At 61.9% G+C, this 23684-nt stretch carries 15 protein-coding genes and 2 pseudogenes; 5 read left to right on the forward strand and 12 right to left on the reverse strand.

The window, feature by feature from the left end; genetic code table 11:
* The first annotated feature begins 1 nt into the window (after nt 1).
* Nucleotides 2-742: an SDR family NAD(P)-dependent oxidoreductase gene (locus PPN31114_RS25575; protein WP_246182753.1), complete on the forward strand. Its 741-nt coding sequence runs from the start codon at nt 2-4 to the stop codon at nt 740-742.
* 114 nt (nt 743-856) lie between these two features.
* On the forward strand, nt 857-2116 hold the full coding sequence (locus PPN31114_RS25580; RefSeq protein ID WP_150682334.1) for an MFS transporter: 1260 nt from the start codon (nt 857-859) through the stop codon (nt 2114-2116).
* Nucleotides 2117-2321: 205 nt separating this feature from the next.
* Here PPN31114_RS25580 and PPN31114_RS25585 read toward each other — a convergent pair whose 3' ends face one another.
* The 6 genes from PPN31114_RS25585 to PPN31114_RS25610 all read right to left on the reverse strand — a co-directional run bounded on the left by PPN31114_RS25585 (nt 2322) and on the right by PPN31114_RS25610 (nt 13381).
* Nucleotides 2322-3281, reverse strand: a complete 960-nt coding sequence (locus tag PPN31114_RS25585; RefSeq protein ID WP_150682335.1) for an SMP-30/gluconolactonase/LRE family protein — start codon at nt 3279-3281, stop codon at nt 2322-2324.
* Nucleotides 3278-4102 carry an NAD-dependent epimerase/dehydratase family protein gene (locus PPN31114_RS25590; RefSeq protein WP_150682336.1) on the reverse strand — a complete coding sequence of 275 codons (825 nt, stop codon included), beginning with the start codon at nt 4100-4102 and terminating at the stop codon, nt 3278-3280. Before PPN31114_RS25590 ends, PPN31114_RS25585 begins: the two co-directional genes overlap by 4 nt.
* Before the next feature lie 135 nt (nt 4103-4237).
* On the reverse strand, nt 4238-5548 hold the full coding sequence (locus tag PPN31114_RS25595) for an MFS transporter (protein ID WP_150682337.1): 1311 nt from the start codon (nt 5546-5548) through the stop codon (nt 4238-4240).
* A 443-nt stretch (nt 5549-5991) separates the two neighbouring features.
* Complete coding sequence (locus PPN31114_RS25600) at nt 5992-7458, reverse strand: glutamate synthase subunit beta (protein ID WP_150682338.1); 1467 nt, start codon at nt 7456-7458, stop codon at nt 5992-5994.
* Nucleotides 7459-7554: 96 nt separating this feature from the next.
* Complete coding sequence (locus PPN31114_RS25605; RefSeq protein ID WP_370865921.1) at nt 7555-12288, reverse strand: glutamate synthase-related protein; 4734 nt, start codon at nt 12286-12288, stop codon at nt 7555-7557.
* 391 nt (nt 12289-12679) lie between these two features.
* Nucleotides 12680-13381: a transposase gene (locus PPN31114_RS25610; RefSeq protein ID WP_150682339.1), complete on the reverse strand. Its 702-nt coding sequence runs from the start codon at nt 13379-13381 to the stop codon at nt 12680-12682.
* Nucleotides 13382-13579: 198 nt separating this feature from the next.
* Here PPN31114_RS25610 and PPN31114_RS25615 point away from each other — a divergent pair, with 198 nt between their 5' ends.
* From PPN31114_RS25615 to PPN31114_RS25625, 3 genes are all read left to right on the forward strand, one after another.
* Nucleotides 13580-14428, forward strand: a complete 849-nt coding sequence (locus tag PPN31114_RS25615) for an OmpW/AlkL family protein (RefSeq protein ID WP_150682340.1) — start codon at nt 13580-13582, stop codon at nt 14426-14428.
* Nucleotides 14429-14696: 268 nt separating this feature from the next.
* Nucleotides 14697-15449, forward strand: coding sequence for an OmpW/AlkL family protein (locus PPN31114_RS25620; protein ID WP_150682341.1), 753 nt, complete (start codon nt 14697-14699; stop codon nt 15447-15449).
* Nucleotides 15450-15743: 294 nt separating this feature from the next.
* A complete protein-coding gene (locus PPN31114_RS25625; protein ID WP_150682342.1) occupies nt 15744-16121 on the forward strand; it encodes an ElaB/YgaM/YqjD family protein in 378 nt (125 codons plus the stop codon).
* 144 nt (nt 16122-16265) lie between these two features.
* Here the strand turns inward: PPN31114_RS25625 and PPN31114_RS25630 are convergent.
* From PPN31114_RS25630 to PPN31114_RS25655, 6 genes and pseudogenes are all read right to left on the reverse strand, one after another.
* Nucleotides 16266-17390: pseudogene (locus tag PPN31114_RS25630) on the reverse strand (deoxyguanosinetriphosphate triphosphohydrolase); the annotation flags it as partial.
* Nucleotides 17391-17416: 26 nt separating this feature from the next.
* Entirely contained in the window at nt 17417-18493 is a 1077-nt protein-coding gene (gene aroB, locus PPN31114_RS25635; RefSeq protein ID WP_150682344.1) for a 3-dehydroquinate synthase, read from the reverse strand.
* Nucleotides 18494-18805: 312 nt separating this feature from the next.
* Nucleotides 18806-19324, reverse strand: a pseudogene (locus PPN31114_RS25640) (shikimate kinase); the annotation flags it as partial.
* The gene (pilQ, locus tag PPN31114_RS25645; RefSeq protein ID WP_150682345.1) at nt 19230-21818 is read right to left on the reverse strand and encodes a type IV pilus secretin PilQ; all 2589 of its coding nucleotides are present in this window, start codon (nt 21816-21818) and stop codon (nt 19230-19232) included. The gene pilQ and the pseudogene PPN31114_RS25640, both read right to left, overlap by 95 nt.
* The gene (locus tag PPN31114_RS25650; protein ID WP_150682346.1) at nt 21808-22467 is read right to left on the reverse strand and encodes a PilN domain-containing protein; all 660 of its coding nucleotides are present in this window, start codon (nt 22465-22467) and stop codon (nt 21808-21810) included. Before PPN31114_RS25650 ends, pilQ begins: the two co-directional genes overlap by 11 nt.
* A complete protein-coding gene (locus PPN31114_RS25655; RefSeq protein ID WP_174988485.1) occupies nt 22458-23537 on the reverse strand; it encodes a type IV pilus biogenesis protein PilM in 1080 nt (359 codons plus the stop codon). The genes PPN31114_RS25650 and PPN31114_RS25655 overlap by 10 nt, the downstream gene beginning before the upstream one ends.
* Between the last annotated feature and the right edge of the window lie 147 nt (nt 23538-23684).

Raw genomic sequence — 23684 nt, forward strand, 5'->3', positions numbered from 1 at the left:
CGTGACCGGTGCCGCTTCAGGTATCGGGGCCGCCATCGCCCGACACATCGCCTCACCCGAAACGCAACTCCTGCTGCACACGCGAGGCGCCTCCGCCGAGAGCCAACAACGACTCGCCGACGTTCGCACCACATGCGAATCGCTCGGCGCTCGCTGCGCGGTCTGGCTCGGAGACCTCTCCGACGTATCCGCCGCCGCGCGACTGATCGACGCTGCACATGATGCCTTCGGCCCCGTCGATCAGATCGTCAGCAACGCAGGCTTTGCGACGCGACAGTCCTTCGCCGATATCGACGACGACGCCCTCGCCCGCACCCTCGCCGCGATGCCCGGCACCTTCGCAGCGCTCCTGCGCAGCGCCCTGCCCGACTTGCAACGCTCGTCGCGCGCGAGCATCGTCGCCGTCAGTTCGTTCGTCGCCCATCGTTTTGCCCCGAACGCCGCCGGGTTTCCCGCAACCGCTGCCGCGAAGGCCGCCATCGAAGCGCTCGCGAAAAGTGCGGCTGCCGAATACGCGCGCGCAGGCATCACCATCAACTGCGTCGCGCCCGGCTACACCCGCAAAGACGGCGGACACTCGGCCATGGACCCCGCAGCATGGCAGCGCGCCGCCGACGCCACGCCCACCGGCCGCCTCTGCGAACCCGACGATGTCGCCGCACTCGCCGCCTTCCTGCTCGGCCCCCACGCACGCCAAATCACGGGACAAGTGATTCACGTCGACGGTGGCCTCACGATCTAGCAAACACGACATTCCCACCATGCGACGGCATAGGTGAGCGCTTCACGTAGCACATGCAGTACATGCAGCACACGCATACATAACGACAAGTACACGATTCACCGAGGAGTCTTCATGGCATTCTTTTCCTGGTTCAAGGAACTCAACACGAAGGAACGCAAAGCCCTATATGCGGGCTTTGGCGGCTACGCCGTCGACGCGTTCGACTTCATGATCTATTCGTTTCTCATCCCCACACTCATCGCTGCATGGGGCATGACGAAGGGCGAGGCTGGCATGATCGCGACCAGTTCGCTGATCTCCTCCGCCGTCGGCGGCTGGCTCGCTGGCATTCTCGCGGACCGCTATGGGCGCGTGCGCGTTCTGCAATGGACGATCGCCACGTTCTGCCTCTTCACGTTCCTCTCGGGCTTCACGAACTCGTTCTGGCAACTGCTCATCACGCGCACGTTGCAAGGCATCGGCTTCGGCGGGGAATGGACGGTGGTCACGATGATGATGGGCGAAATGATTCGCTCACCTCAACACCGCGCAAAAGCGGTTGGCACAGTGCAAAGCAGTTGGTCGGTCGGCTGGGCTGCGGCCGCTCTGCTTTACTGGTTCTTCTTCGCTGTGCTCGATGAAGGCACGGCATGGCGTGCCTGCTTCTGGATCGGCATTCTGCCCGCCGTGTGGATCACGTATGTGCGCCGCAATGTGTCGGATCCCGAAATCTTTACGCAAACGCGCAAGAAGATCGCCGAGGGCAAGCTGCAAGGGAATTTCACGCAGATCTTCTCCCCCGAACACTTGAAGACGACGATTCTCGGCAGCCTGCTTTGCTCGGGCATGCTCGGTGGCTATTACGCCATCACGACGTGGCTGCCTACGTATCTGAAAACGGTGCGCGGTCTGTCGGTGTTCAATACGAGCGCTTATCTGATCGTGCTGATCGTCGGCTCGTTCGTGGGATATATCGTCGGCGCGATTCTCTCGGACAAACTCGGCCGCCGCGGTGCGTTCATCTTCTTCGCCATCGCCTCGTTCGTTCTCGGCATGGTCTACACGATGCTGCCGATTACCGACAGCGCGATGCTGTGGCTGGGCTTCCCGCTCGGCATTGTGGTGCAAGGCATTTTCGCGGGCATCGGCGCGTATCTCACGGAGTTGTATCCGAACCATATTCGCGGTTCGGGCCAAGGCTTTTGCTACAACCTCGGACGCGGCATCGGCTCGTTCTTCCCCATCGCCGTGGGCACGCTCGCCCAAACCGGCTCGCTCGTGAAGGCGATCGGTCTGGTGGCGGGTGGCGGCTATCTGCTGGTCGTGGTTTGCGCGCTGCTGCTGCCCGAGACGCGCGGCAAAGCCCTCACGACGCCTGACTTCACGCACTGACGCATCACGCGCCGCCCGGCAACACACGTGCCGGGCGCGACGCTCTGTGCCCTGAATGGCAAAACGGGATGCCGAAAGCGCTAACCACCGCGCCGCCGACATCCCGTTGCCTCACCGTGCCACCGCCTGAACCACGACGGCGGCGCCGGAACACTACCGCGGTGCGCGCCGCTTTTGCGCGGCGTCGCGACCGTTGGACCCCCGCCTACACACTCGCTACCGGCCCCGCCTGCAATACCCCTGCATAAGGCGTTTCCGGCAATCCTTGCACGCCGCATCGCACGGCAAGCACATGACCATCATGCTCGTTCGCATTCGTCCCAGGGCGGATCGACGTGACGAAAAGCGTATCGTACTCCCGTCCGCCAAACGCGCACATCGACGGCTTGGACACCGGCAAAACGATCTCCCGATCGAGCACGCCCGCCGGTGTGAAACGCAACAACCGGCTGCCGTCGTTCGCACACGTCCAATAGCACCCATCCGCATCGACCGCTGCGCCATCGGGCCGCCCCGGATGCTGATTCATGTCGACGAACAAGCGCCGCCCGCTGATCGCGCCACTGTCGATATCGAAGTCGAACGCCCACACGAGACGCCGCGTCGGATGCGAATCGCTCAAATACATCGTGCGGCCATCGGGCGAAAAACCCAGACCGTTCTGCGTCACCAACCGATCGACCAGCGGCGCAGAGAGTTGCCCCTTCGCATCGAACCGGAACAGCGCACCGGCATCGCTCGCTAACGACATATCCTGCACCATCGTGCCCGCCCAGAAGCGGCCCTGCCGATCGCTTCGTCCATCGTTGAAACGCATGCCCGATGCCGGGAAAGCCGGGGCCGCAAGGCGATGAAACTCGCTGGCATCGACGATTTCGGATGCCCCAAGACGCGCCGTGAACACGCCCGTCTCAGCACCAGCGAGCAACGCGCCCGAGGCGTCGAACGTGAAGCACGCGACCTGCTCGGGGAAGGTCCACTGTCGATGCGCGCCATCGCCCGGCGTCATCCGATGCAACTGTTTCGCCGGGATATCCACCCAGTAAAGCGCCTGCTCGTCATCGCGCCACAGCGGACTCTCGCCAACGGCATACGGCGCAGCGCGCGAAGGCTCAAGCCGCTCGACGTGCTGGCTGGGCTCGATGCGTTCGATCGACACTGTCATGCCTTTGGCTCCATCGGCCCCATCAGCACGAACGGACCGCCTTGATAACGCTGCGTCCAATCGTCCATTTGCGGGTCTGGCGCTTTCGCCGGGAACAGGCCCGCGAACTCGGCAGAACTGTCTTGCGGACGGTAGCCCAAGAACGAGGCTTTCGTGTTGTCGACCCACAGCGTCGGGTTATCCGACACGCCGTAGACGATGGCGTGCCCCACGCGGTTGGTGAACAACGAGCAACGCACCAATTCGGCCAGATCGCGAAAGCTCAGGTACGTGATCATCATGCGCGGGTTCTTCGGCTGCTCGAACGACGAGCCGATACGCAGACACACCGTCTCGAGACCGAAGCGGTCGTAGTAGTAGCGCGACAGATCTTCACCGAAACATTTCGACAACCCATACATGCCGTCAGGACGATGAGGCGCATCGGTGTCGAGCACTTCGGTGACTTCGTGAAAGCCCACCGCATGATTGGAACTCGCGTACACGATGCGCTTCACGCCCTGCTTTTGCGCCGCGCTATACACGTTGTACAGGCCCAGAATATTGGCTTGCAGAATGTCGTCGAACGGCGCTTCGACGGAAATGCCGCCCAGATGCACGAGCGCATCCACGCCTTCGAGCAGCGCATGCACCGCCGCGCGATCTGCGAGATCGACTTGCATGGCTTCTTCATGCGGCGCGTCGGCGCTCACCGGCACGATGTCGCTCACGCGAACGATGTCGGCCCACTCGGCGAGCTTGCCGCGCAATTGTTTGCCGAGATTGCCCGCCGCGCCGGTCAGCAACAGACGGCGGAAGGGTTTGCCGGAAGTCTGGCTCATGTCACTCCTTGTTCATCGGTAGATCGCAATGCCTTCGTCGACTCACTCGTCGGCGCATCGCTACAACGAAATCGACACTGCGCCGCACCCCCGTCAAGGCGTGCGGCGCAGTGCCCATCAAACTATCGGTGCCGCTCACGCATTTGCCGTGCGCCCCACCTCCATACGCTGCGCCGGTGCCGGTGTGGCCGTGCCGGTGATGTGCGGCTTGACCACGGTCCACAGAATGACTGCACCAATCAAGTCGCCCAGCCCCAATGCCACGAAGAACGGCGCATAACCGACCGCGGTCACGAACGCGCCGATCACCAGCGTGAACAGCAGGTTGCCGATACCGGCGGACAGCCCTGCCAAGCCGGTCACTGTCGCCACTTCGTTACGCGGGAACAGGTCGGCCGACATGGAAATCACGCTGATGGACAGCGTCTGGTGCGCAAAGCCGCCCAAGCACAGCAGGAAGATCGCCATCATCGGATCTTTGACGAAACCCACGCCGCACATCGCCGTCATGATGAACGCGCCGATGGTGAACACCACGCGCTTGCCGTTGAAGATGGTGATCTTGAAATGCTTGTTGAGCCACACGGAGATGGTGCCGCCCATCAAACAGCCGACGTCGGCCGCCACGAACGGCAACCACGCCGTCGCCGCAATCGTCTTCAAATCGAAACCACGCGCCTGACTCAGATACAGCGGCATCCAGAACACGATGGTGCCCCACACCGGATCAGCGAAGAAACGCGGCAGTGCGATGCCCCAGAAATTGCGTTGGCTCAGGATCGAGCGCAGATTCGGCTTGCGCGAATCGGCGGCGGCATCGACGGCATTGCCTTCGTTGATGTAATCCGATTCGGCTTGCGTGAGCGCCGGATGGTCGGTCGGGTGACGATAGAACGCGAACCACAACACGCCCCACACCAAGCCCATCGCGCCAGCGATGACGAACGCGGTTTCCCAGTTGTAACGCAGGATGGACCAGGCGATCAGCGGCGGCGCGAGAATCGCGCCGATGGACGTGCCGATGTTGAAGATGCCCGCTGCGAACGCGCGCTCTTTCGACGGGAACCAGAACGCCGCCGCACGCATGCCCGCCGGAATGAACGAGGCTTCGGCCAACCCCAGCAAACCGCGCAGCACGAACAGACCGACCCAGCCATCTGCCAGACCGTGCAACATGCACACGATCGACCACGCCACACCGCACAACAAGAAGCCCAGACGCAGGCCGATGCGGTCCATCAGATAGCCCGTCAACGGGGCGCCAATCGGGTACAGCACAAGGAATGCGCCGGTAATCCAGCCGTACTGCTGGGTGGTAATGTGGAGATCCTTCATTACCGTGGGGGCGGCAACGGCAAGCGAGCTGCGCGCGAGGTAGTTCATGACCGTGCCGAGTGTCAGCAGTCCGATCATCCACCAGCGCAGGCCTTTGATCTTCAGTGCCATGATGGTTGTCTCTCTGTTGTGGATTTTTTTGTTGCGAGTGCATGGCTCGCATGGAGAGGCATCCTACGTGAGACGATGTACGATGACAATGCCTCTTTAGGGCGTTTACGGATAATCCCTAGTGTTTTGACAGCGCAGGCATCGGCCAGCCATATGCCTTACCAGTATTGAAGTTTGCACATATTGGGAAGGATTTCCCACATGTTGCAGCGTCGCAAAGATGTCTTGTTGTATGACATCTTATATTTAGAGATTTACTGAATTTTCACGCGCCGCGGGCGTTGCACCCGACAGCTTCGACGCAAGACGAACAGGCAAGAAAAAACCGCCCGGACGTTGCCGTCCGGACGGTTTCTCCACAGCGACGCAGCTGCCTACGGCTGCGCCCCCTCCTCTCAAACTCAACTACACCCCGTATTTGTGGTTTTGGCAGGCAAAAACGCTTAGCGCGGCAGTTCCGAATGTCCCATCAGGAACTCGTCGACTGCACGGGCGCACTGACGGCCTTCGCGAATTGCCCAGACCACCAGCGACTGACCGCGACGCACGTCACCTGCCGCGAACACCTTCGGCAGATTCGTCGTGTAAGCACGCTCGCCTTCGGTCGAGGCACGCACGTTGCCGCGCGCATCCTTGTCCACGCCGAACGCGTCGAGCACGGTCTGCACCGGCGAGACGAAGCCCATCGCCAACAACACCAGATCGGCCTTCAACTCGAACTCGGAACCGGCGATTTCCTGCATCTTGCCGTCCTTCCATTCGAGGCGCACGGCGATCAGCTTTTCGACCTTACCGTTCTTGCCTTCGAAGCGCTTCGTCGCCACCGACCAGTCACGCTCGCAACCTTCGTCATGGCTCGACGACGTGCGCAGCTTGGTCGGCCAGTACGGCCACACCATCGGCTTGTTTTCTTGCTCAGGCGGCTGCGGCAGCAGCTCGAACTGCATCACGCTCTTCGCGCCATGACGGTTCGACGTGCCCACGCAATCCGAACCCGTGTCGCCACCACCGATCACGATCACGTTCTTGCCCGTAGCCAGCATCTGGTTCGCCAGCTTGTCGCCCGCGTTGACCTTGTTCTGCTGCGGCAGGAACTCCATCGCGTAATGCACGCCTTCGAGCTCACGGCCCGGCACCGGCAAATCGCGCGGCTGCTCCGCACCACCGGCGATGACCACGGCGTCGAACTGCGCTTGCAGTTGATCCGGCGAAATCGTCTCTTTCGAGAAGTTGTTGATCGTTGCGTCCGGGGCATCCTTGCCGATGTACACACCGGTGCGGAAAGTCACGCCCTCGGCTTCCATCTGACGCATGCGGCGATCGATCAGCCACTTCTCCAGCTTGAAGTCGGGAATGCCATAACGCAGCAGACCACCGACGCGATCGTTCTTTTCGAACACGGTCACGTCGTGACCGGCGCGCGCCAGTTGTTGCGCCACAGCCAAACCTGCGGGGCCCGAACCGACCACGGCGACCGTCTTACCGGTCTTGTGCTTCGCCGGTTGCGGCTCGACCCAGCCTTCGCTCCATGCCTTGTCGATGATCGCGTGCTCGATCGACTTGATGCCCACGGCGTCGCTGTTGATGTTCAGCGTGCACGCCGCTTCACACGGCGCCGGGCAAATACGACCCGTGAATTCCGGGAAGTTGTTCGTCGAGTGCAACACAGCAATCGCCGACTTCCAATCCTGGCGATACACCAGATCGTTGAAGTCAGGAATGATGTTGTTGACCGGGCAACCGTTGTTGCAGAACGGGATGCCGCAATCCATGCAGCGTGCGCCCTGAACTTTTGCCTGATCGTCGGAGAGCGCGAGCACGAACTCCTTGTAATGCTTAACCCGTGCCAGCGGTGCTTCGTACGACTCGCTCTGGCGCTCGAATTCGAGAAAACCTGTGACCTTGCCCATGTTTCTTCAGTCGGAAAGTTTTGTGGTTACCGTGCCTCACCCGCGCGCGGCACGCCGACAGGGCCCTCACCCTGTGACGTGACCGCGCAAACGGCTTCAGGCCGCCAGTGCTTGTTTGTCGTTTGCCTTGGCCATCTCGCCAAGGGCACGCTTGTATTCGCTCGGGAACACCTTCACGAACTTGCGGCGGGCGCTGTCCCAGTCTTCGAGCAACGCCTTCGCGCGCGTCGAACCGGTGTACTGGAAGTGACGCTCGATCAGCTCACGCAACAACGCTTCGTCGGTCTGGCCGCGATGCCACAGGCCCTGACTCACCGTGCGCTCCTGCTCACCGTGCGGCAGCACCGGATCGAGTGCGACCATCGCCGTGTTGCACTTGGCGGCGAAGGTGTTGTCGGCGTCATAGATGTACGCCACGCCACCCGACATCCCTGCCGCGAAGTTGCGGCCGGTCTCGCCCAGCACGACTACCGTGCCGCCGGTCATGTATTCGCAACCGTGATCGCCCGTGCCTTCGACAACCGCCGTCGCGCCCGAGTTACGCACGCAGAAACGCTCGCCGGCCACGCCGTTGAAGAACGCTTCACCTTCGATCGCGCCGATCATCACGGTGTTACCCACGATGATGTTGTCCTCGGCATCGCCGCGGAAGTCGTTGGTCGGACGCACGATGATGCGGCCGCCCGACAAGCCCTTGCCCACGTAGTCGTTACCGTCGCCCACGAGGTCGAGCGTGATACCGCGTGCGAGGAACGCACCGAAGCTCTGACCTGCCGTGCCCTTCAATTGCACGTGGATCGTGTCGTCCGGCAACCCGTCGTGACCGTAGCGCTTGGCGACTTCACCCGAGAGCATCGCGCCGACCGTGCGGTTACGGTTGCGCACCGGCTGGATGAACGAGACGTGCTCGCCCTTGTCCAGCGCCGGCAGTGCTTTTTCGATCAGTGCGTGATCGAGGGCGTGTGCCAAGCCGTGATCTTGCGACTCGACGTGCAGACGCGACACCGTGTCTTCGACTTCCGGCAGGTAGAAGATGCGCGAGAAATCGAGCCCCTTCGCCTTCCAGTGCTCCACGCCAGCCTTGGTGTTGAGCAGATCGGCGCGGCCAATCAGGTCGTCGAACTTCGAGATGCCCAGTTGCGCCATGATTTCGCGCACTTCCTCGGCCACGAAGAAGAAGTAATTGACGACGTGTTCCGGCTTGCCTTGGAATTTCTTGCGCAGCACCGGATCTTGCGTTGCCACACCGACCGGGCACGTATTCAGATGGCACTTGCGCATCATGATGCAGCCCTCGACGACGAGCGGAGCCGTCGCGAAGCCGAATTCATCGGCACCGAGCAGCGCACCGATCACCACGTCGCGGCCGGTCTTCATCTGACCGTCGGCCTGCACGCGGATACGGCCGCGCAGACGGTTGAGCACCAGCGTTTGCTGCGTCTCGGCCAAGCCCAGTTCCCACGGCGAGCCAGCGTACTTCACCGACGACAGCGGCGAAGCGCCCGTGCCGCCATCATGACCGGCGATCACCACGTGATCGGCCTTGGCCTTGGCAACACCGGCAGCCACCGTGCCCACACCCACTTCGGACACGAGCTTCACCGAGATCGACGACGAGGCGTTCACGTTCTTCAAATCGTGAATGAGCTGCGCCAGATCTTCAATCGAGTAAATGTCATGGTGCGGCGGCGGCGAAATCAGACCCACGCCCGGCACCGAGTAACGCAGCTTGCCGATGTACTCGGTCACCTTGTGACCCGGCAATTGACCGCCTTCACCCGGCTTTGCGCCCTGCGCCATCTTGATCTGAATCTGATCGGCCGAGACGAGGTAGTCGGCCGTCACACCGAAGCGGCCCGAGGCCACTTGTTTGATGCGCGAGCGCAGCGAATCGCCGTCTTGCAGTTCGATGTCGGCTTCGATGACGTCGTGACCGACGATCGATGCGAGCGACTCGCCCTTCTTGATCGGAATGCCCTTGAGCTCGTTGCGATAACGGCGCGGATCTTCACCGCCCTCACCCGTGTTCGACTTGCCGCCGATACGGTTCATCGCGACGGCCAGCGTGGCGTGCGCTTCGGTCGAAATCGAACCGAGCGACATTGCGCCCGTGGCGAAACGCTTCACGATGTCCTTGGCCGATTCCACTTGATCGAGCGGAATGGCGCGCTGCGGATCGACGCGGAACTCGAACAGACCGCGCAGCGTCATGTGGCGCTTGCTCTGGTCGTTGATGAGGTTCGCGTATTCCTTGTACGTCTGGTACGAGTTCGAACGGGTCGAGTGCTGGAGCTTGGCGATCGCGTCCGGCGTCCACATGTGGTCTTCGCCACGAATGCGGAACGCGTACTCGCCACCGGCGTCGAGCATGTTTGAGAGCACCGGGTTGTCGCCGAACGCCTCACGGTGCAGACGCACCGCTTCCTCGGCCACTTCGAAGATGCCGATACCGCCGACGTTCGACGCCGTGCCTTGGAAGTACTTCTTGACCAGTTCTTGCGACAGGCCGATCGCTTCGAAGATCTGCGCACCCGTGTACGACATGTACGTCGAGATGCCCATCTTCGACATGACCTTGTGCAGGCCCTTGCCCACAGCCTTGACGAAGTGCTTGACGGCCTTCTCGGGCGTCAGGTCGCCGCCTTGCTTGCGGGCGATCTGCGCGAGGGTTTCCATCGCGAGGTACGGGTGCACGGCTTCGGCACCGTAACCGGCGAGCAGCGCGAAGTGATGCACTTCACGCGCGGAGCCGGTTTCCACGACCAGACCCGTGCTCGTGCGCAGGCCTTGTGCGACCAGATGCTGATGCACGGCCGACGTAGCGAGCAGCGCAGGCATAGCGACTTGCTCGCGGTTCGTCAGACGGTCGGAGACGATCAGGATGTTGTAGCCCGACTTCACCGCATCGACGGCTTCGGCGCACAGCGAGGCGAGGCGAGCTTCGATGCCTTCCTTGCCCCAGGCGACCGGGTAGCAAATGTTCAACTCGTACGAGCGGAATTTGCCGCCGGTGTACTTGTCGATGTGGCGGATCTTCGAGATTTCCTTGAAGTCCAGCACCGGCTGCGACACTTCGAGACGCATCGGCGGGTTGATGTTGTTCGTGTCGAGCAGGTTCGGCTTCGGACCGATGAACGACACCAGCGACATCACCATGTTTTCACGGATCGGGTCGATCGGCGGGTTCGTCACCTGCGCGAACAGCTGGCGGAAGTAGTGATAGAGCGTCTTGTTCTTGTTGCTCATGACCGCGAGCGGGCTGTCGTTGCCCATCGAGCCCACGGCTTCTTCACCGTTGATCGCCATCGGCGTCATCAACAGCTTCACTTCTTCCTGCGTGTAACCGAAGGCCTGCTGCAAATCGATGAGCGGCGTGGCGGTGTCGTGATGCACACCGGCCTCTTCCACCTTCGGCTCGATCTCGTCGAGCTTGATGCGCACGGCATCGATCCAGCTCTTGTACGGCTTCGCGTTGGCGAGGTTGTCCTTGAGTTCCTTGTCGTCGATGATGCGGCCTTGTTCCATGTCGATCAGGAACATCTTGCCCGGTTGCAGGCGCCACTTCTTGACGATCTTCGACTCGGGAATCGGCAGCACGCCCGACTCGGAAGCCAGAATGACCATGTCGTCGTCGGTGATGACATAGCGCGCCGGACGCAGACCGTTACGGTCGAGCGTCGCGCCGATCTGACGGCCGTCGGTGAACGCGATGGCGGCGGGGCCGTCCCACGGCTCCATCATTGCGGCGTGGTATTCGTAGAACGCGCGGCGGTTCTCGTCCATCAGCGTGTGCTGTTCCCAGGCTTCCGGGATCATCATCATCATCGCGTGGGCGAGCGGGTAGCCGGCCATCGTGAGCATTTCGAGGCAGTTGTCGAACGATGCGGTGTCCGACTGGCCCGGATAGATCAGCGGCCACAGCTTTTGCAGATCGCTGCCGAGCACGGCCGACGAAATGGCGCCGGTGCGGGCGTTGATCCAGTTCACGTTGCCCTTCACGGTGTTGATTTCACCGTTGTGCGCCACCATGCGGTACGGGTGCGCCAGTTCCCAGGCCGGGAACGTGTTGGTCGAGAAACGTTGGTGGACGAGCGCGAGGGCGGACACGGTGCGCGGATCGGCCAGGTCGCGGTAGTAGCGGCCGACCTGATCGCACAGCAGCAGGCCCTTGTAGACGATGGTGCGCGCCGACATCGACGGCACGAAGTATTCCTTGCCGTGCTTGAGCTTGAGCGCTTGAATGCGGTGGCTCGCGGTCTTGCGAATGACGTACAGCTTACGTTCGAGGGCGTCGGTCACCATGATGTCCTGACCGCGCCCGATGAAGATCTGGCGGATCACCGGCTCGGTGGCCTTCACGTTCGGCGACATCGGCATGTCGCGGTCGATCGCGACATCGCGCCAGCCCAGCACGACCTGGCCTTCGGCCTTCACGGTGCGCTCGAGCTCTTGTTCGCATGCGAGACGCGACGCGTGTTCCTTCGGCAGGAAGATCATGCCCACGCCGTACTCGCCAGCCGGCGGCAGCGTGACGCCCTGACGGGCCATCTCTTCGCGGTAGAACTGATCGGGAATCTGGAGCAGGATGCCGGCACCGTCGCCCATCAGCGGGTCGGCACCCACGGCGCCCCGGTGGTCGAGGTTCTCGAGGATCTTCAGACCCTGCTCGACGATAGCGTGGCTCTTCACGCCCTTGATATGGGCCACGAAGCCGACGCCGCAAGCATCGTGCTCATTGGCCGGGTCGTACATGCCCTGTGCGGCCGGCGCCACGTACGCCTCACCCGGCAGCGCTGCTGCCGTCGCAATCGGTTGCTGTTTCTTTTCCACGAGTTACACCGTCTCTTGGCGAGGCCGCCGCGCGCATGCTCGTCACGGTCGGCCGGGTTAAGTGGGGGTTGGCCGGGCAGGCCAGGGCTGCGGTCTCGCACTCGTCGAAGGTCATTCTCGGGTGTCGCCACAGATACCGACTCAGTGCGCACGGTTTTGCGCATCGCACCAATCGGCCGAAGTTGGAATATACGCTATGGAATTCACATTGACAAAATATTTTAATAGGGTCAGATTCCATTTAAAAACCGCACCAAAAGCAGGCTTGTTTTTATTGGGGTCAGATTAATTTCACTGAAATACCGGGCGGCGTAATTTTGTTGAATTTCAAGCAGTTGGGGAAGTTTGACGGACCCGAGCGGGTCCGTCGTGCGGTGGGTTTAGCAGGACTTCACAGGGTGTCGGATGCCGATTTACGTGGACGGCCACGCGTGAGTGGACTCACTCGGCGATTCGCGGCGAGCGACATACGCGCCTGATATTCAGGGCCACCCAAGAGCCAGCCCTTCTGTGTCGCTGTACGCAATGCGTCCACTTCATAAGGCGGCAGCGGGATCGAGAACCCCTCCGCGTAGGCGCGCTGCCGCTCGAACGGCGTATTGCCCAGTGCCCAGTACAACGCATGATCGGTCACCAGGCTGTCGACGGTCAGGCCCACGTGATGGTTGTAACTCGACCACACATAGTTGCCCGGGGCGTCGACCAGCCCGGCGCGTACCGGGTTGAGCTCGACGTAGCGGCTCGCGAGCAGCAGGTAGTGCTCGGCTTCGATCACCGTGGCACGGTAGCGACCCTCCCAGAGGGTGCCGGTGCGCTGGTGCCGCCGATTGAAATACAACACGTAGTAGCGACCCACCGCCTGAAGCGTGGCGGGCAGGCTTCGCTCGTCCGTGGGCGTGGCGACCAGATGCAGGTGGTTCGGCATCATGCACCACGCATGAATCGCCAACCCATGCGCTCGTGCGGCGTCGCGCAGACGGTCGTGAAATACGCGCCGATCTTCGTCGTCCACGAAGATGGCTTGTCGGTTGTTGCCGCGCAGAATCACATGCTGCGGCTGACGGGGAATAAAGAGTCTTGGTAATCGGGCCATGCGAATTCAAATGTAATGCTTTAAAGCTCGATATCACGATTCGCGAGGAAGTTTCGACACCGAAAACCTCTTTAAATACTGATATCTAGCCAATTCCCTTTGATTCGTACAAAAACTCTAGATTCGACGATTGCGCCGAGAGACCGCTAGCGCATAATGCATCGAAAAATAAATAAATAATCTTGGGAGGATAGACAAATGACAACTCGGACCTACCGGTCCGCAGCGTGCTTATGCGCGCTCGGTATCGGCATATCTCTGGCGTCCACCAGCGCCACAGCACAACAAGCCGGCGACAACGTCGTCAACCTCGGGTGGTTCCACATCGCGCCGCAAGACTCTAGCAAGCCGATGACCACCAGCACCAATCAAGAGGGCATCACCCCAACCCTCGTACCGGCAAGCTTCACTTCGCCCGGCTCAGGCGCGAAGGTCAGCAATGCCGACACGCTCGGGCTGGTGTTCACCCACTTCGTCACCGACAACATCGCGGTGCAAACCGTTGCCGGCGTCCCTGCCAAATTTAAGCTCACCGGCGAGGGCGTGATTGCACCCCCGGGTCTTGCTGGCGCGCTCACGAGTATCGACCTCGGCGCGGCGCAAAACAACCCGATTGTGCAAAGCGTTCGACAATGGAGTCCGGCGCTGGTGTTTCAGTATTACTTCGGTCAGGCCAATTCGACCTGGCGCCCTTTTCTCGGAGTCGGCGTGAGCTATACATTCTTTACGAATGTCAGCCTCAATCCGAATTTCGAATCGGCGCTGAATCAAAACTTCGGCAGCGTGCTCGCTTTTACTTCCGGACATAACGGTCCGACGAGTGTAGAAGCCAAATCGTCGGCGTCGTGGCAGCCGGTACTCAACGCCGGCTTCTCATACGCTTTCACCAAGCACTGGGTCGCCAGCGCATCGGTTTCCTACATTCCGCTCAAGACAACCGCCAACATCAAAATCAAGGCACAAGACGGCACGGTGCTCGCGTCGTCCGATGCGGAAATCAAACTGAATCCGATTGTGACCTTCGTCTCGCTCGGCTACAAGTTCTAAACCCAACCTGCGGGACGCTAATTGCGTCGGTAATATCGGACTCCACAGGTTTTTTCCTAAAGCGTGCCTGACGTATAAAGGCACGCTTTTCTTTCGTCCAGCGCTTTTTTCTAAGGGCATTCCATGAGTCGATGCGTGGAAACAACACCTTTAGAGCGACACCTCCAGTCTCCTGCTACCCGTGAATTTCCACGGTCGGCATAATGGCCCTGAATTTCATTTACCGAAATTCTCGACAATAAAGAATCTTGAGCAGGAGACGAATCAAATGAAGTTGAAGCATTTGACCATTGCTGCCGTGGCCATGCTGACGGCGTCGGGGGCCGCATTCGCACAGAAGGCGGGTGATAACGTTGTCAGCCTTGGCTGGTTCCATCTCTCGCCGCAAGTCTCAAGCGATCCGTTGAATGTGACGGGTTCGAGCGTGCCGGGATTGGCCGCGGGCCTTAACGCCGCGCTGGGCGGCAACACGGGTGCGCAGGTGTCCGACGCCGATACGCTCGGCATCACGTTCGCGCATTTCTTCACGGATAACATCGCAGTCGAAGGTGTGTTCGGCGTTCCGCCGAAATTCCATCTCTACGGCACCGGCCGTCTGCAACTGCCCGGCAACGGCGCACTGGCCTCGGCCAAGCAGTGGAGCCCGGCGCTGTTGCTGAAGTACTACTTCGGTCAAGCCGACGACAAGTGGCGTCCGTTCCTGGGTATCGGTGCGAGCTACTTCTGGTACTCGAACATCGATCTGACGGACGGCTTCCAGGCACTGGCCAGCAACTCGCTGGCACTCGGCCCGGGCGGCACGACCACGGCCAAGCTGACCAACTCGTGGGCGCCGGTGTTCAACGCGGGTATCAACTACAACATGGATCAGCACTGGACCCTGTCCTTCTCCGTGTCGTACATCCCGGTGAGCACGACGGCCAAGCTGACGACGACGCGCGGCCCGATCACCACGACCAGCGAAGCCAAGGTCAAGCTGAATCCGGTGGTCACGTTCCTGTCGCTGGCCTATCGCTTCTAAGTCACATCGATTTGCCCGCGAGGCGCTTCAGCGCATCGCAACATGCTTTAGATGTTCAAGAAAACGCCGCTTTATGCGGCGTTTTCGCATTTTCAGCCTGGTAATCGTGACCACAATTCATCGCCGGGAAATTACTGCAACTTTCCCTTTTCCCCTGCTGTCTCTCATGGTGTACGCCCGCGAACGGCCACGCCATAATGGCCGCTCGCACAAGGTTTCCATCGGCGTGAAGTTAGCCGTCCCCGAGGGACATGGCACACGTCGCATTTCAATACCACCATCAGGGAGTCAGAAATGGGAATTGCCTCGAAAGCGGAATCTGCACTGAACAACGGCCTGGACGATGCCCGCTATGCGGGACGCCGCACGGCCCGAGCAGCACGTCTGGCCAGCGGTGACGTCTCGGCGCGCGTGCGCGACTTGCTCGACGATCTCGATCACGCCCTCTCCAACGCGAAATCAGCCTCCGACATTGAAGCGCTGCGCGCGGAAATTGGCGACAAGCTCCGTGAAGCCCGCAGCGACTTCGGTGACGCCCGTGCCCATCTGCGTCGCCGAGCCAATGAAGTCTGGGAAGAAGCGGACGGCTATGTTCACGAACGCCCTTGGCAAACGCTTGGGACCGTCGCCGCCGTGGCCCTCGTGCTCGGCTTTATCGCTGGCCGTAGTTAAGGCCGTAGCAAATTAAAACCAGCACGGCGGGTCGACATACGACTCACCAAAAGCAACAGCCGGTTAAGCGAACTGACCCCATGGCTTCATGGGTTTCAGTCTTGCGTAACCGGCTGTGTTGTTTTGTGCTGCGGAAACGGGGAGTTACAGCGTCGGCTCGATGGTGAAGAGCCGACGGTATTCCTTGATCGCGTAGCGGTCTGTCATGCCCGCCACATAGTGTGCGATCCAGCGAGGCTGGTCGGCCTCGTTCTCCGGGCGATAGTTCGGCGGCAGAAGCCGTGGATCGGCGAGGAACGCCTCGAACAACTCCTGCACGATGCGCTGCGCCTTGGCGGCCATTCGCATCACCAGGTAGTGCCGATACAAGTTCTCGAACAGAAAACGCTTGAGCTGGCCGGCCTGCTCTCGCATGTCGTCGCTGAAAGCAACCAGCGGCCCGGCCCCGCGCACATCGTCCATCGACGCGGGAGAGGCGTCCGCTACGCGGCGGCGCGTGGTGCCGATCAAATCGACGATCAGCGCATTGATAATTCGCCGCGTGGTCTCATGCACAAGCCGGCGCCCTGTGATCTCGGGCCATTCGCGTAACGCCTCGGCACAGTAGCGCTTCCAGAGCGGCACGGCGTCGAGTTGCTCAAGCGATAGCAGCCCCGAGCGCACGCCATCGTCGATGTCGTGATTGTTGTACGCGATTTCGTCGGCCAGATTCGCAATCTGCGCCTCGATGCCCGGCTGACGCCCTTTAAGAAACCGCTCACCGAGTTCGCCAAGATCTCGTGCGTTGGCGCGGGAGCAATGCTTGAGGATGCCTTCGCGCGTCTCGAAGCACAGGTTCAGGCCATTAAATCCGCCGTAGTGCTCTTCGAGTTCGTCAACGACGATCAGGCTTTGCAGGTTGTGCTCGAAGCCACCGTAGTCGCGCATGCAAGCGTTAAGCGCATCCTGCCCAGCGTGACCAAACGGCGTATGCCCGAGGTCATGGGCGAGCGCAATGGCTTCGACCAGGTCTTCATTGACGCGGAGGTTGCGAGCGATCGAGCGCCCGATCTGGGCGACTTCGAGGCTGTGTGTGAGGCGGGTGCGGAACAGGTCGCCTTCGTGGTTCACGAAGACCTGTGTCTTGTACTCGAGCCGGCGAAACGCCGTTGAGTGAATGATGCGGTCACGATCGCGCTGAAATTCGCTGCGCGTCGTCGATGCCGTTTCGGCAAACCGACGTCCGCGCGAATTCGACGAACGGGCCGCGTATGGGGCAAGCGACGCTTCGTAATCGATCATCGCCAGCCCCTCGCTTAGACGTTGGCGCGCAACGTCGCGCGCAGTTCAGCTTCGGGCACACGCGTCATAAACGCTTCGCCCAACCGGTTGAGCAGCACGAAGCGGATATCGCCGCCTTCTGCCTTCTTATCGACGCGCATCAGGTCGATATAACGATCGTCGCCGAGATCCGGGCCAACGACGGGCAGCTTGGCCGCCGCCACGAGCGCCTTGATGCGGGGCACCAGCGCTGCGTCGATGAAGCCCAACCGCGCGGAAAGATCGGCACCCATGACCATGCCGCAACCTACGGCCTCGCCGTGCAGCCACTCGCCATAGCCCAATCCGGCTTCGATGGCATGCCCGAAGGTATGTCCGAAGTTCAGCGTGGCGCGCAGCCCTTGCTCGCGCTCGTCACTCGCCACGACGGCAGCCTTGATCTCGCACGAGCGTTGCACTGCGTACGTCAGCGCCGCCGTATCCCGGGCATTGAGTGCGTCGATATTGGCTTCGATCCAGTCGAAGTAGGCTTCGTCCGCAATGGCGCCGTGTTTGATGACTTCGGCCATGCCCGCCGCGAGTTCGCGTTCCGGCAGCGTCGACAAGGTGTCGATATCGGCCAGCACGGCGCTCGGCTGCCAGAAGGCGCCGATCATGTTCTTGCCCAACGGGTGATTGATGCCCGTCTTGCCGCCGACCGACGAATCGACTTGCGCGAGCAGCGTCGTCGGCACTTGCACAAACGGCACACCTCGCATGTAGCAGGCAGCGGCAAACCCCGTCATGTCACCCACGACACCACCGCCCAGCGCGATAAGCGTTGCCTTGCGGTCGGCTTGCGCACCCAGCAGGCCGTCGAAAATCAGGTTCAACGTCTGCCAGTTTTTGTAGACCTCACCATCCGGCAGCACCACCGTCACCACCTTCTTACCCAGGCGCTGAAGCGTCGCAGTGACCTTCTCCGCGTACAAGGGCCCCACAGTCGTGTTCGTCACGATGACCGCGTGCGTGCCGCGCACGTGCGGCGCGAACAGGGCGTCCTGCGAGAGCAGATCGGTGCCGATGTGGATGGGGTAGGCGCGTTCGCCCAGTTCGAGTTTGAGGGTAATCATGCCGCGGATTGGCTCGTTATCGTGTATTCGGCAACATCAGCGTGTCACCGCGTCACGTGTCTGTGACATGGCTGAGTCCGCAGCATCGCCGGGTAAAGATTCGTTGGATTCGTTGGATTCGTTGGATTCGATGGATTCGCTGGGTTCGCTGGCTTGCATCGCACCCATTGGGCCGTGTTCGGCATCGCCCTCTGGGTGACCGGACGCATCACCGTCCTCGCCAACAGTGCCCACCGCGCCGAACTCACCAGCGCCGCCATCGTGCGCATGAGCGTCCTCGTCGTTGGTCGGCTCGTGGGGCGGTCCGCTCGGCACAATGCCGGCGACTTCCAGTTGCATGAGCACCATGTTGACCAACGCGTTGACGCTCGGCCGACCGGTTTCGATGACAAATGTCGCGCACTCTCGATACAACGCGTCGCGCTCCTGAAACAACTGCTCCAGACGAGCACGCGGGTCTGCGGTTTGCAGCAACGGCCGGTTCTTGTCGCGACGGGTACGCAGCCATAAGTCGTGCGGCGTGGCGCGCAGATAAACGACCGTGCCGCGCGACTTGATGCGCTCGCGGTTTTCCGCGCGCAGCACCGCGCCCCCGCCGGTGGCGAGAACGATACCGCTGCGTTGTGTGAGTTCGTCGATGGTATGCGCTTCGCGCTGGCGAAAGCCATCTTCGCCTTCGTGCTCGAAGATAACCGGGATGCGCACGCCCGTACGCGCTTCGATCTCATGGTCGGAGTCATAGAACTGCCGTCCGAGACGTCGCGCGACAGCGCGTCCGACCGTGGTCTTGCCCGCCCCCATCAATCCGACAAGTATTACGTTTTCCAGCATGAATCGCTGATATTTGGGTTCCAATCCCTGATGATACCGGGATATGCGTCGGGCGTGCGGAACGCGTCGCCTCCAAAGACGCCGCCGTCAGCCTCGGATGGCCTGCCGGCAGGTCGTTGACCGGCACGTCAGGATTAGCCTCCGGGGGCACCGAATGCCGCCGAAACCCCTCGCCGATGGGCGTCGCGTCTGCGCTTCCCTTTGCTGGCGCAGGGTTGGCGGGTGTCATCTCGGCGTCCACACCGCCGGTCTCCGGTACCACGCTCGGGGTGATGAACACCAGCAACTCGGTCCGCCGGTCTTCTCCCGACCGATTTCGGAAAAGCGTCCCGAGCAACGGCACGTCGCCTAGCCAAGGCACCTGAGCGCGCGAATTACGCCGCTCCTCCTGGTAGATCCCCCCAATCGCCACGGTCCCGCCGTTTTCGACCTGCACCTGTGTCTTAACGTGCCGGGTGTCCACGGCAAAGCCATCCGCCACGGCATGTCCCACACTGTCCTTGCGCACATCTACGTCGAGAATGACCTGACCGTCGGGGGTAATCAGCGGCGTCACCTCCAGACGCAGCGTCGCCTTACGAAATTGCACCGTCGATGCGTTACGGCGGTTGCTACGCGCCTGATAGGGCAACTCGGTCCCCTGCTCGATCACCGCCTCGACCTTGTCCGCCGTCACGATCCTCGGCCGCGACACCACTCGCCCTCGGCCGCTAGTTTCCAGCGCCGACAATTCCAGTTGCAGAAAGCGCGTTGCCGAGCGCCCAAACAACGTGATGGCCAGACTCGGCGGCGCCACGCCGGCCAGGACTGCGGCGGGTAAAGCGCTCTCGATCACGTCGGCGGCACCGCGTCCCACCGCATTGGCAGGGGCTGGCGGCTCGCCTCCCGCGGCGTTGCCGCCGCGCCGGGGTGTCGCACCGCCCTCATGCGCATTCGCGCCAGTTGCCGCCTTGCTTCCTTTGGCGCGCGCGTAGTAGCCCGCGAGACTCACCCCCAGCGATTCGCTGAACCTGTCATCCGCTTCGACGATACGTGCCTCGATCAAGACCTGTCGAACCGGCACATCGATGCGTGCAATAAACGCGCTCAGCGCCTCAAGCCGCTCCGGCAAGTCAGTGACGAACAGTTGATTCGTGCGGGGATCGGCGATTAGGCTGCCGCGCGATGACAACAGCCGTTGTGTTTTTCTGTCCTTTTCGCCGATGATGATCTCGCGCAATTCGAGCGCACGCGGATAATTCAGCGTGAAACGCCGGCTGACCAGCGGCAGCAGGGTCTCGCGCTTGGACGCCGCTTCCAGTTGGGTCTGCTCGTCGGCAAGCAACTCGGCTCTCGGTGCCACCCAATCCACGCCCCCTACGGAGCGCACGCCCAACCCGGCTGCCCGTATTAGTACGTCGAATGCCGTCGCTGGCGAGACGTTGGCCATTTCGACCTCAAGCGCGCCGCCAACATGTTCTCCCACCACCAGATTTCGCCCAGTCAGACGGGCGAAAGCCCGAAGGGCCACGGCCGCTTCTACGCCATGAAGTGCCACGCTAACGGGCGTTTGCGCGAGCGCCTCGGGAGGGTTTGCCGGGCCATCCCAATCCATCGACGAGGCATTGGCCGTTCGCCTGAACGTGACCCGCCGGCGTCCGGCGCGCATCGTGCCGATAGGCTCCGCCGGATCGACGGCCAACGGTTGCTGACCTGCCGCTGCCATCGCGACGGCCGGTGGCCCAGGACGGCCCGACAGCGATGCCCGAAACACATCGATCGTAGTCGCGGGCATTTGCCACGGCGGCGCAGCCTCAGGCAAACGAGGCAATGACATCGAATCACTTACCACTGTTGGAACGGCTGCGGGCTGCCAGCGATGCGCGGTCACCGTCGTCTTTAGCGTTGCTTGCACGCCGCTTGGCACTGGCGCCCCCATTTCCGGCGCCTGCAAGTGCATCCGCTCGATTGTCAGATGACGCGGCGCACGATCAATCTCCGCGAGCAGGCCGATCAGATCGGCCACAGCCCCCTTCACTTGGATTTCTGCACGCTCGGTCTCAATACCGGATTTCGAACTCGTCTCGCCGGGGCGTGCCGTCTCCAACGCCATGCCACCTCGGGCCACGAGCGATTCCAAGTCGGACCGCCACTTGTCCTCTGGTCCACCCCCGGCAGCCATTGGCAGAAGGCGCTCCCACGCGACCGTCTCAGCCTCGGCGCTTTGTAGCGTTGCACTCAACTGCGGCAAGCGGCTGGCTTGCACCACTGCACGGTCCAACGCCGCTTGCGCCGTCTCAGTATCGTGTTTTAGCGACATGCGGACCGGCAGCCCAACAAGCCACCATATCGACCAAGCCAACGTAAAGCCGATCAGCACTGCAACTGCGCCGAGCGCTGCGCGCACAGAACTAGGCCACTCCAGCGGTGACACCGAAGTCCATCGATGCCAACGCTCGACCAGATCGGCCAACAGGTCGCGGACATCGGCTGACGAATGACGCTCATTGGTCATCGAGTGGCTCCTCCTGATCCCACATCTCGTCGGCCGTCAGCGCAGAGGCTGCGGCGGGCCGATCCTCGACGCGTAGGGCGAACCGTCGGATGGCTGGCAGTGACGATGGCGGATTGGCCCCCACGAGTTGGTGAGCGACGCCCTCGGGTATCAGGCTTGATTCGACCTCCGAGACCTTCTTTACCCACGGCAAACTGCGCAATCGCTTCTGCAATTCCCGCACGCGTGATTGCGTTGTCGCGTAACCGTCGACATGCCACTGATGGCCATCGAGTTTGACGTCCGCCAGACGTACGCCATCCGCACATGCGCGGATCACGTCGAGTAGATGGCCAGCGACATCTTGCCGTCGGGCCACCAGCGCAAGCGCCGCCTGACGGTGAGCCCTCATACGCGCCAACGCCCGTTGTGCGACGTCGAACGACACAACCTTCGCATCCAAACGTTGGCGCGCCTCGCGCAGGGTCAACAACTGCGTTTTCGCGCCACGACGCAGATGCAAATCCCAAACGATCGGGACCAGCGTCAACGACACACCGGCTAGCGCGAGTCCCGCCCACACCCGCCACTGGCGGCGAAAATCCCGCTGACGGCGCTGCGCGAGCGTAGGCAGCAAATCGACGAGGGGAAGCTTGGGCATCACTGCCATGAGACCCCCTGCATCGACATGGCGCGCAACGCCAAACCGCAAGCCACGGCAAGTGACGTGCGCTCAGCGAAGCGCACTTGTTGATTGGCTGGTCCCTCGGCGGCATCGAATCGTCTGAGCGGATCAAACGGCTGCGCAGGAATACTGCAAGCCAACGCGAGCGCATCGCATATCGCAGCCAACACCCCCGGCGTTGCCCCTTGCGTCGCCACATGCAACGAGCCTGCCACGACCGGCAGTCGGCCAAGCCATTCGCGCACCACACTCGCCAAGGCGTCGGGACTACCGTTCACGCCATCGAAACGCTCGCGCACGTCGGCCACGCAGCGATGCGCGTCAAATACCGCCAGATCGAGATCGTGGTCGCTGACCTGGAGCAACGCGATCGGTGACGCGCCCCTCTTGTCCCTCGCCTCAGATGGATCGCATGAATTTCGCAGACCGGAGTCGCCCGCTGCGGGCCACGCCCACTGAAAGGCTCGACGCCCGGCGGCATGCGCCACGTCGACGGCGTGCACACGCAGGCCCGCCATTTCCAGCGCGGCAAGGCGGTCGTCCACGAGTTCGGCCTCGCAGGCATATAACCGCAAACGATGGCTCCCCGGCTCAGCCCACGTCACGCCGACGCGGGTGCGTGGGCCCGGCCCGCCGTCCCCCGGCAATAGGCGTGCTGCGTGCCGCTCACACCAGGCGTGCAAGGCGCGCACCGGCATATCCGGCGGGTAGTCGATCACGTGGGTTTTCAGCAGATGCGCTGGCAAGGCCAGCACCACCGTATCGTCGCGCAGCCCCACCGCACTCGTGCCGACCCGATCCAGCAGTTCCCCGAGCCGCCGTGCCGCGGCTTCCGGCCTTGCCAGCAGCCCGCCGCGCAGTACATCGTCCTCAAGCGCCGCCGCACCGTATGCGTCGAGACGCAGCTTTGCCGGGCCCGCGACGCGGGTCAGGCGAACAAACTGCAGGGTTCCCCCGTCAAAGTGAATACCGCATCCGCCACCATTCAGGCGCGGAAGAACGGCGGCCAAGGGGTGAGACATGTGGCGCAAGCTGCGCAGAACCGCTTCGATCATGACGTGCCTCCCATGTGGGTCGATGTCGATGCGATCGATCCTAGCCATCGCTGGCGCGGCGTCCAATCGGACCAATCCGAATCAGGAGGCGATGGCGGCGGTTCGTTTTGCTTTCGGAATCTCTGCCGCTTTTTTCTCGGCTTTGTC

This window comes from Pandoraea pneumonica, assembly GCF_902459645.1.
Taxonomy (GTDB): Bacteria; Pseudomonadota; Gammaproteobacteria; order Burkholderiales; family Burkholderiaceae; genus Pandoraea; species Pandoraea pneumonica.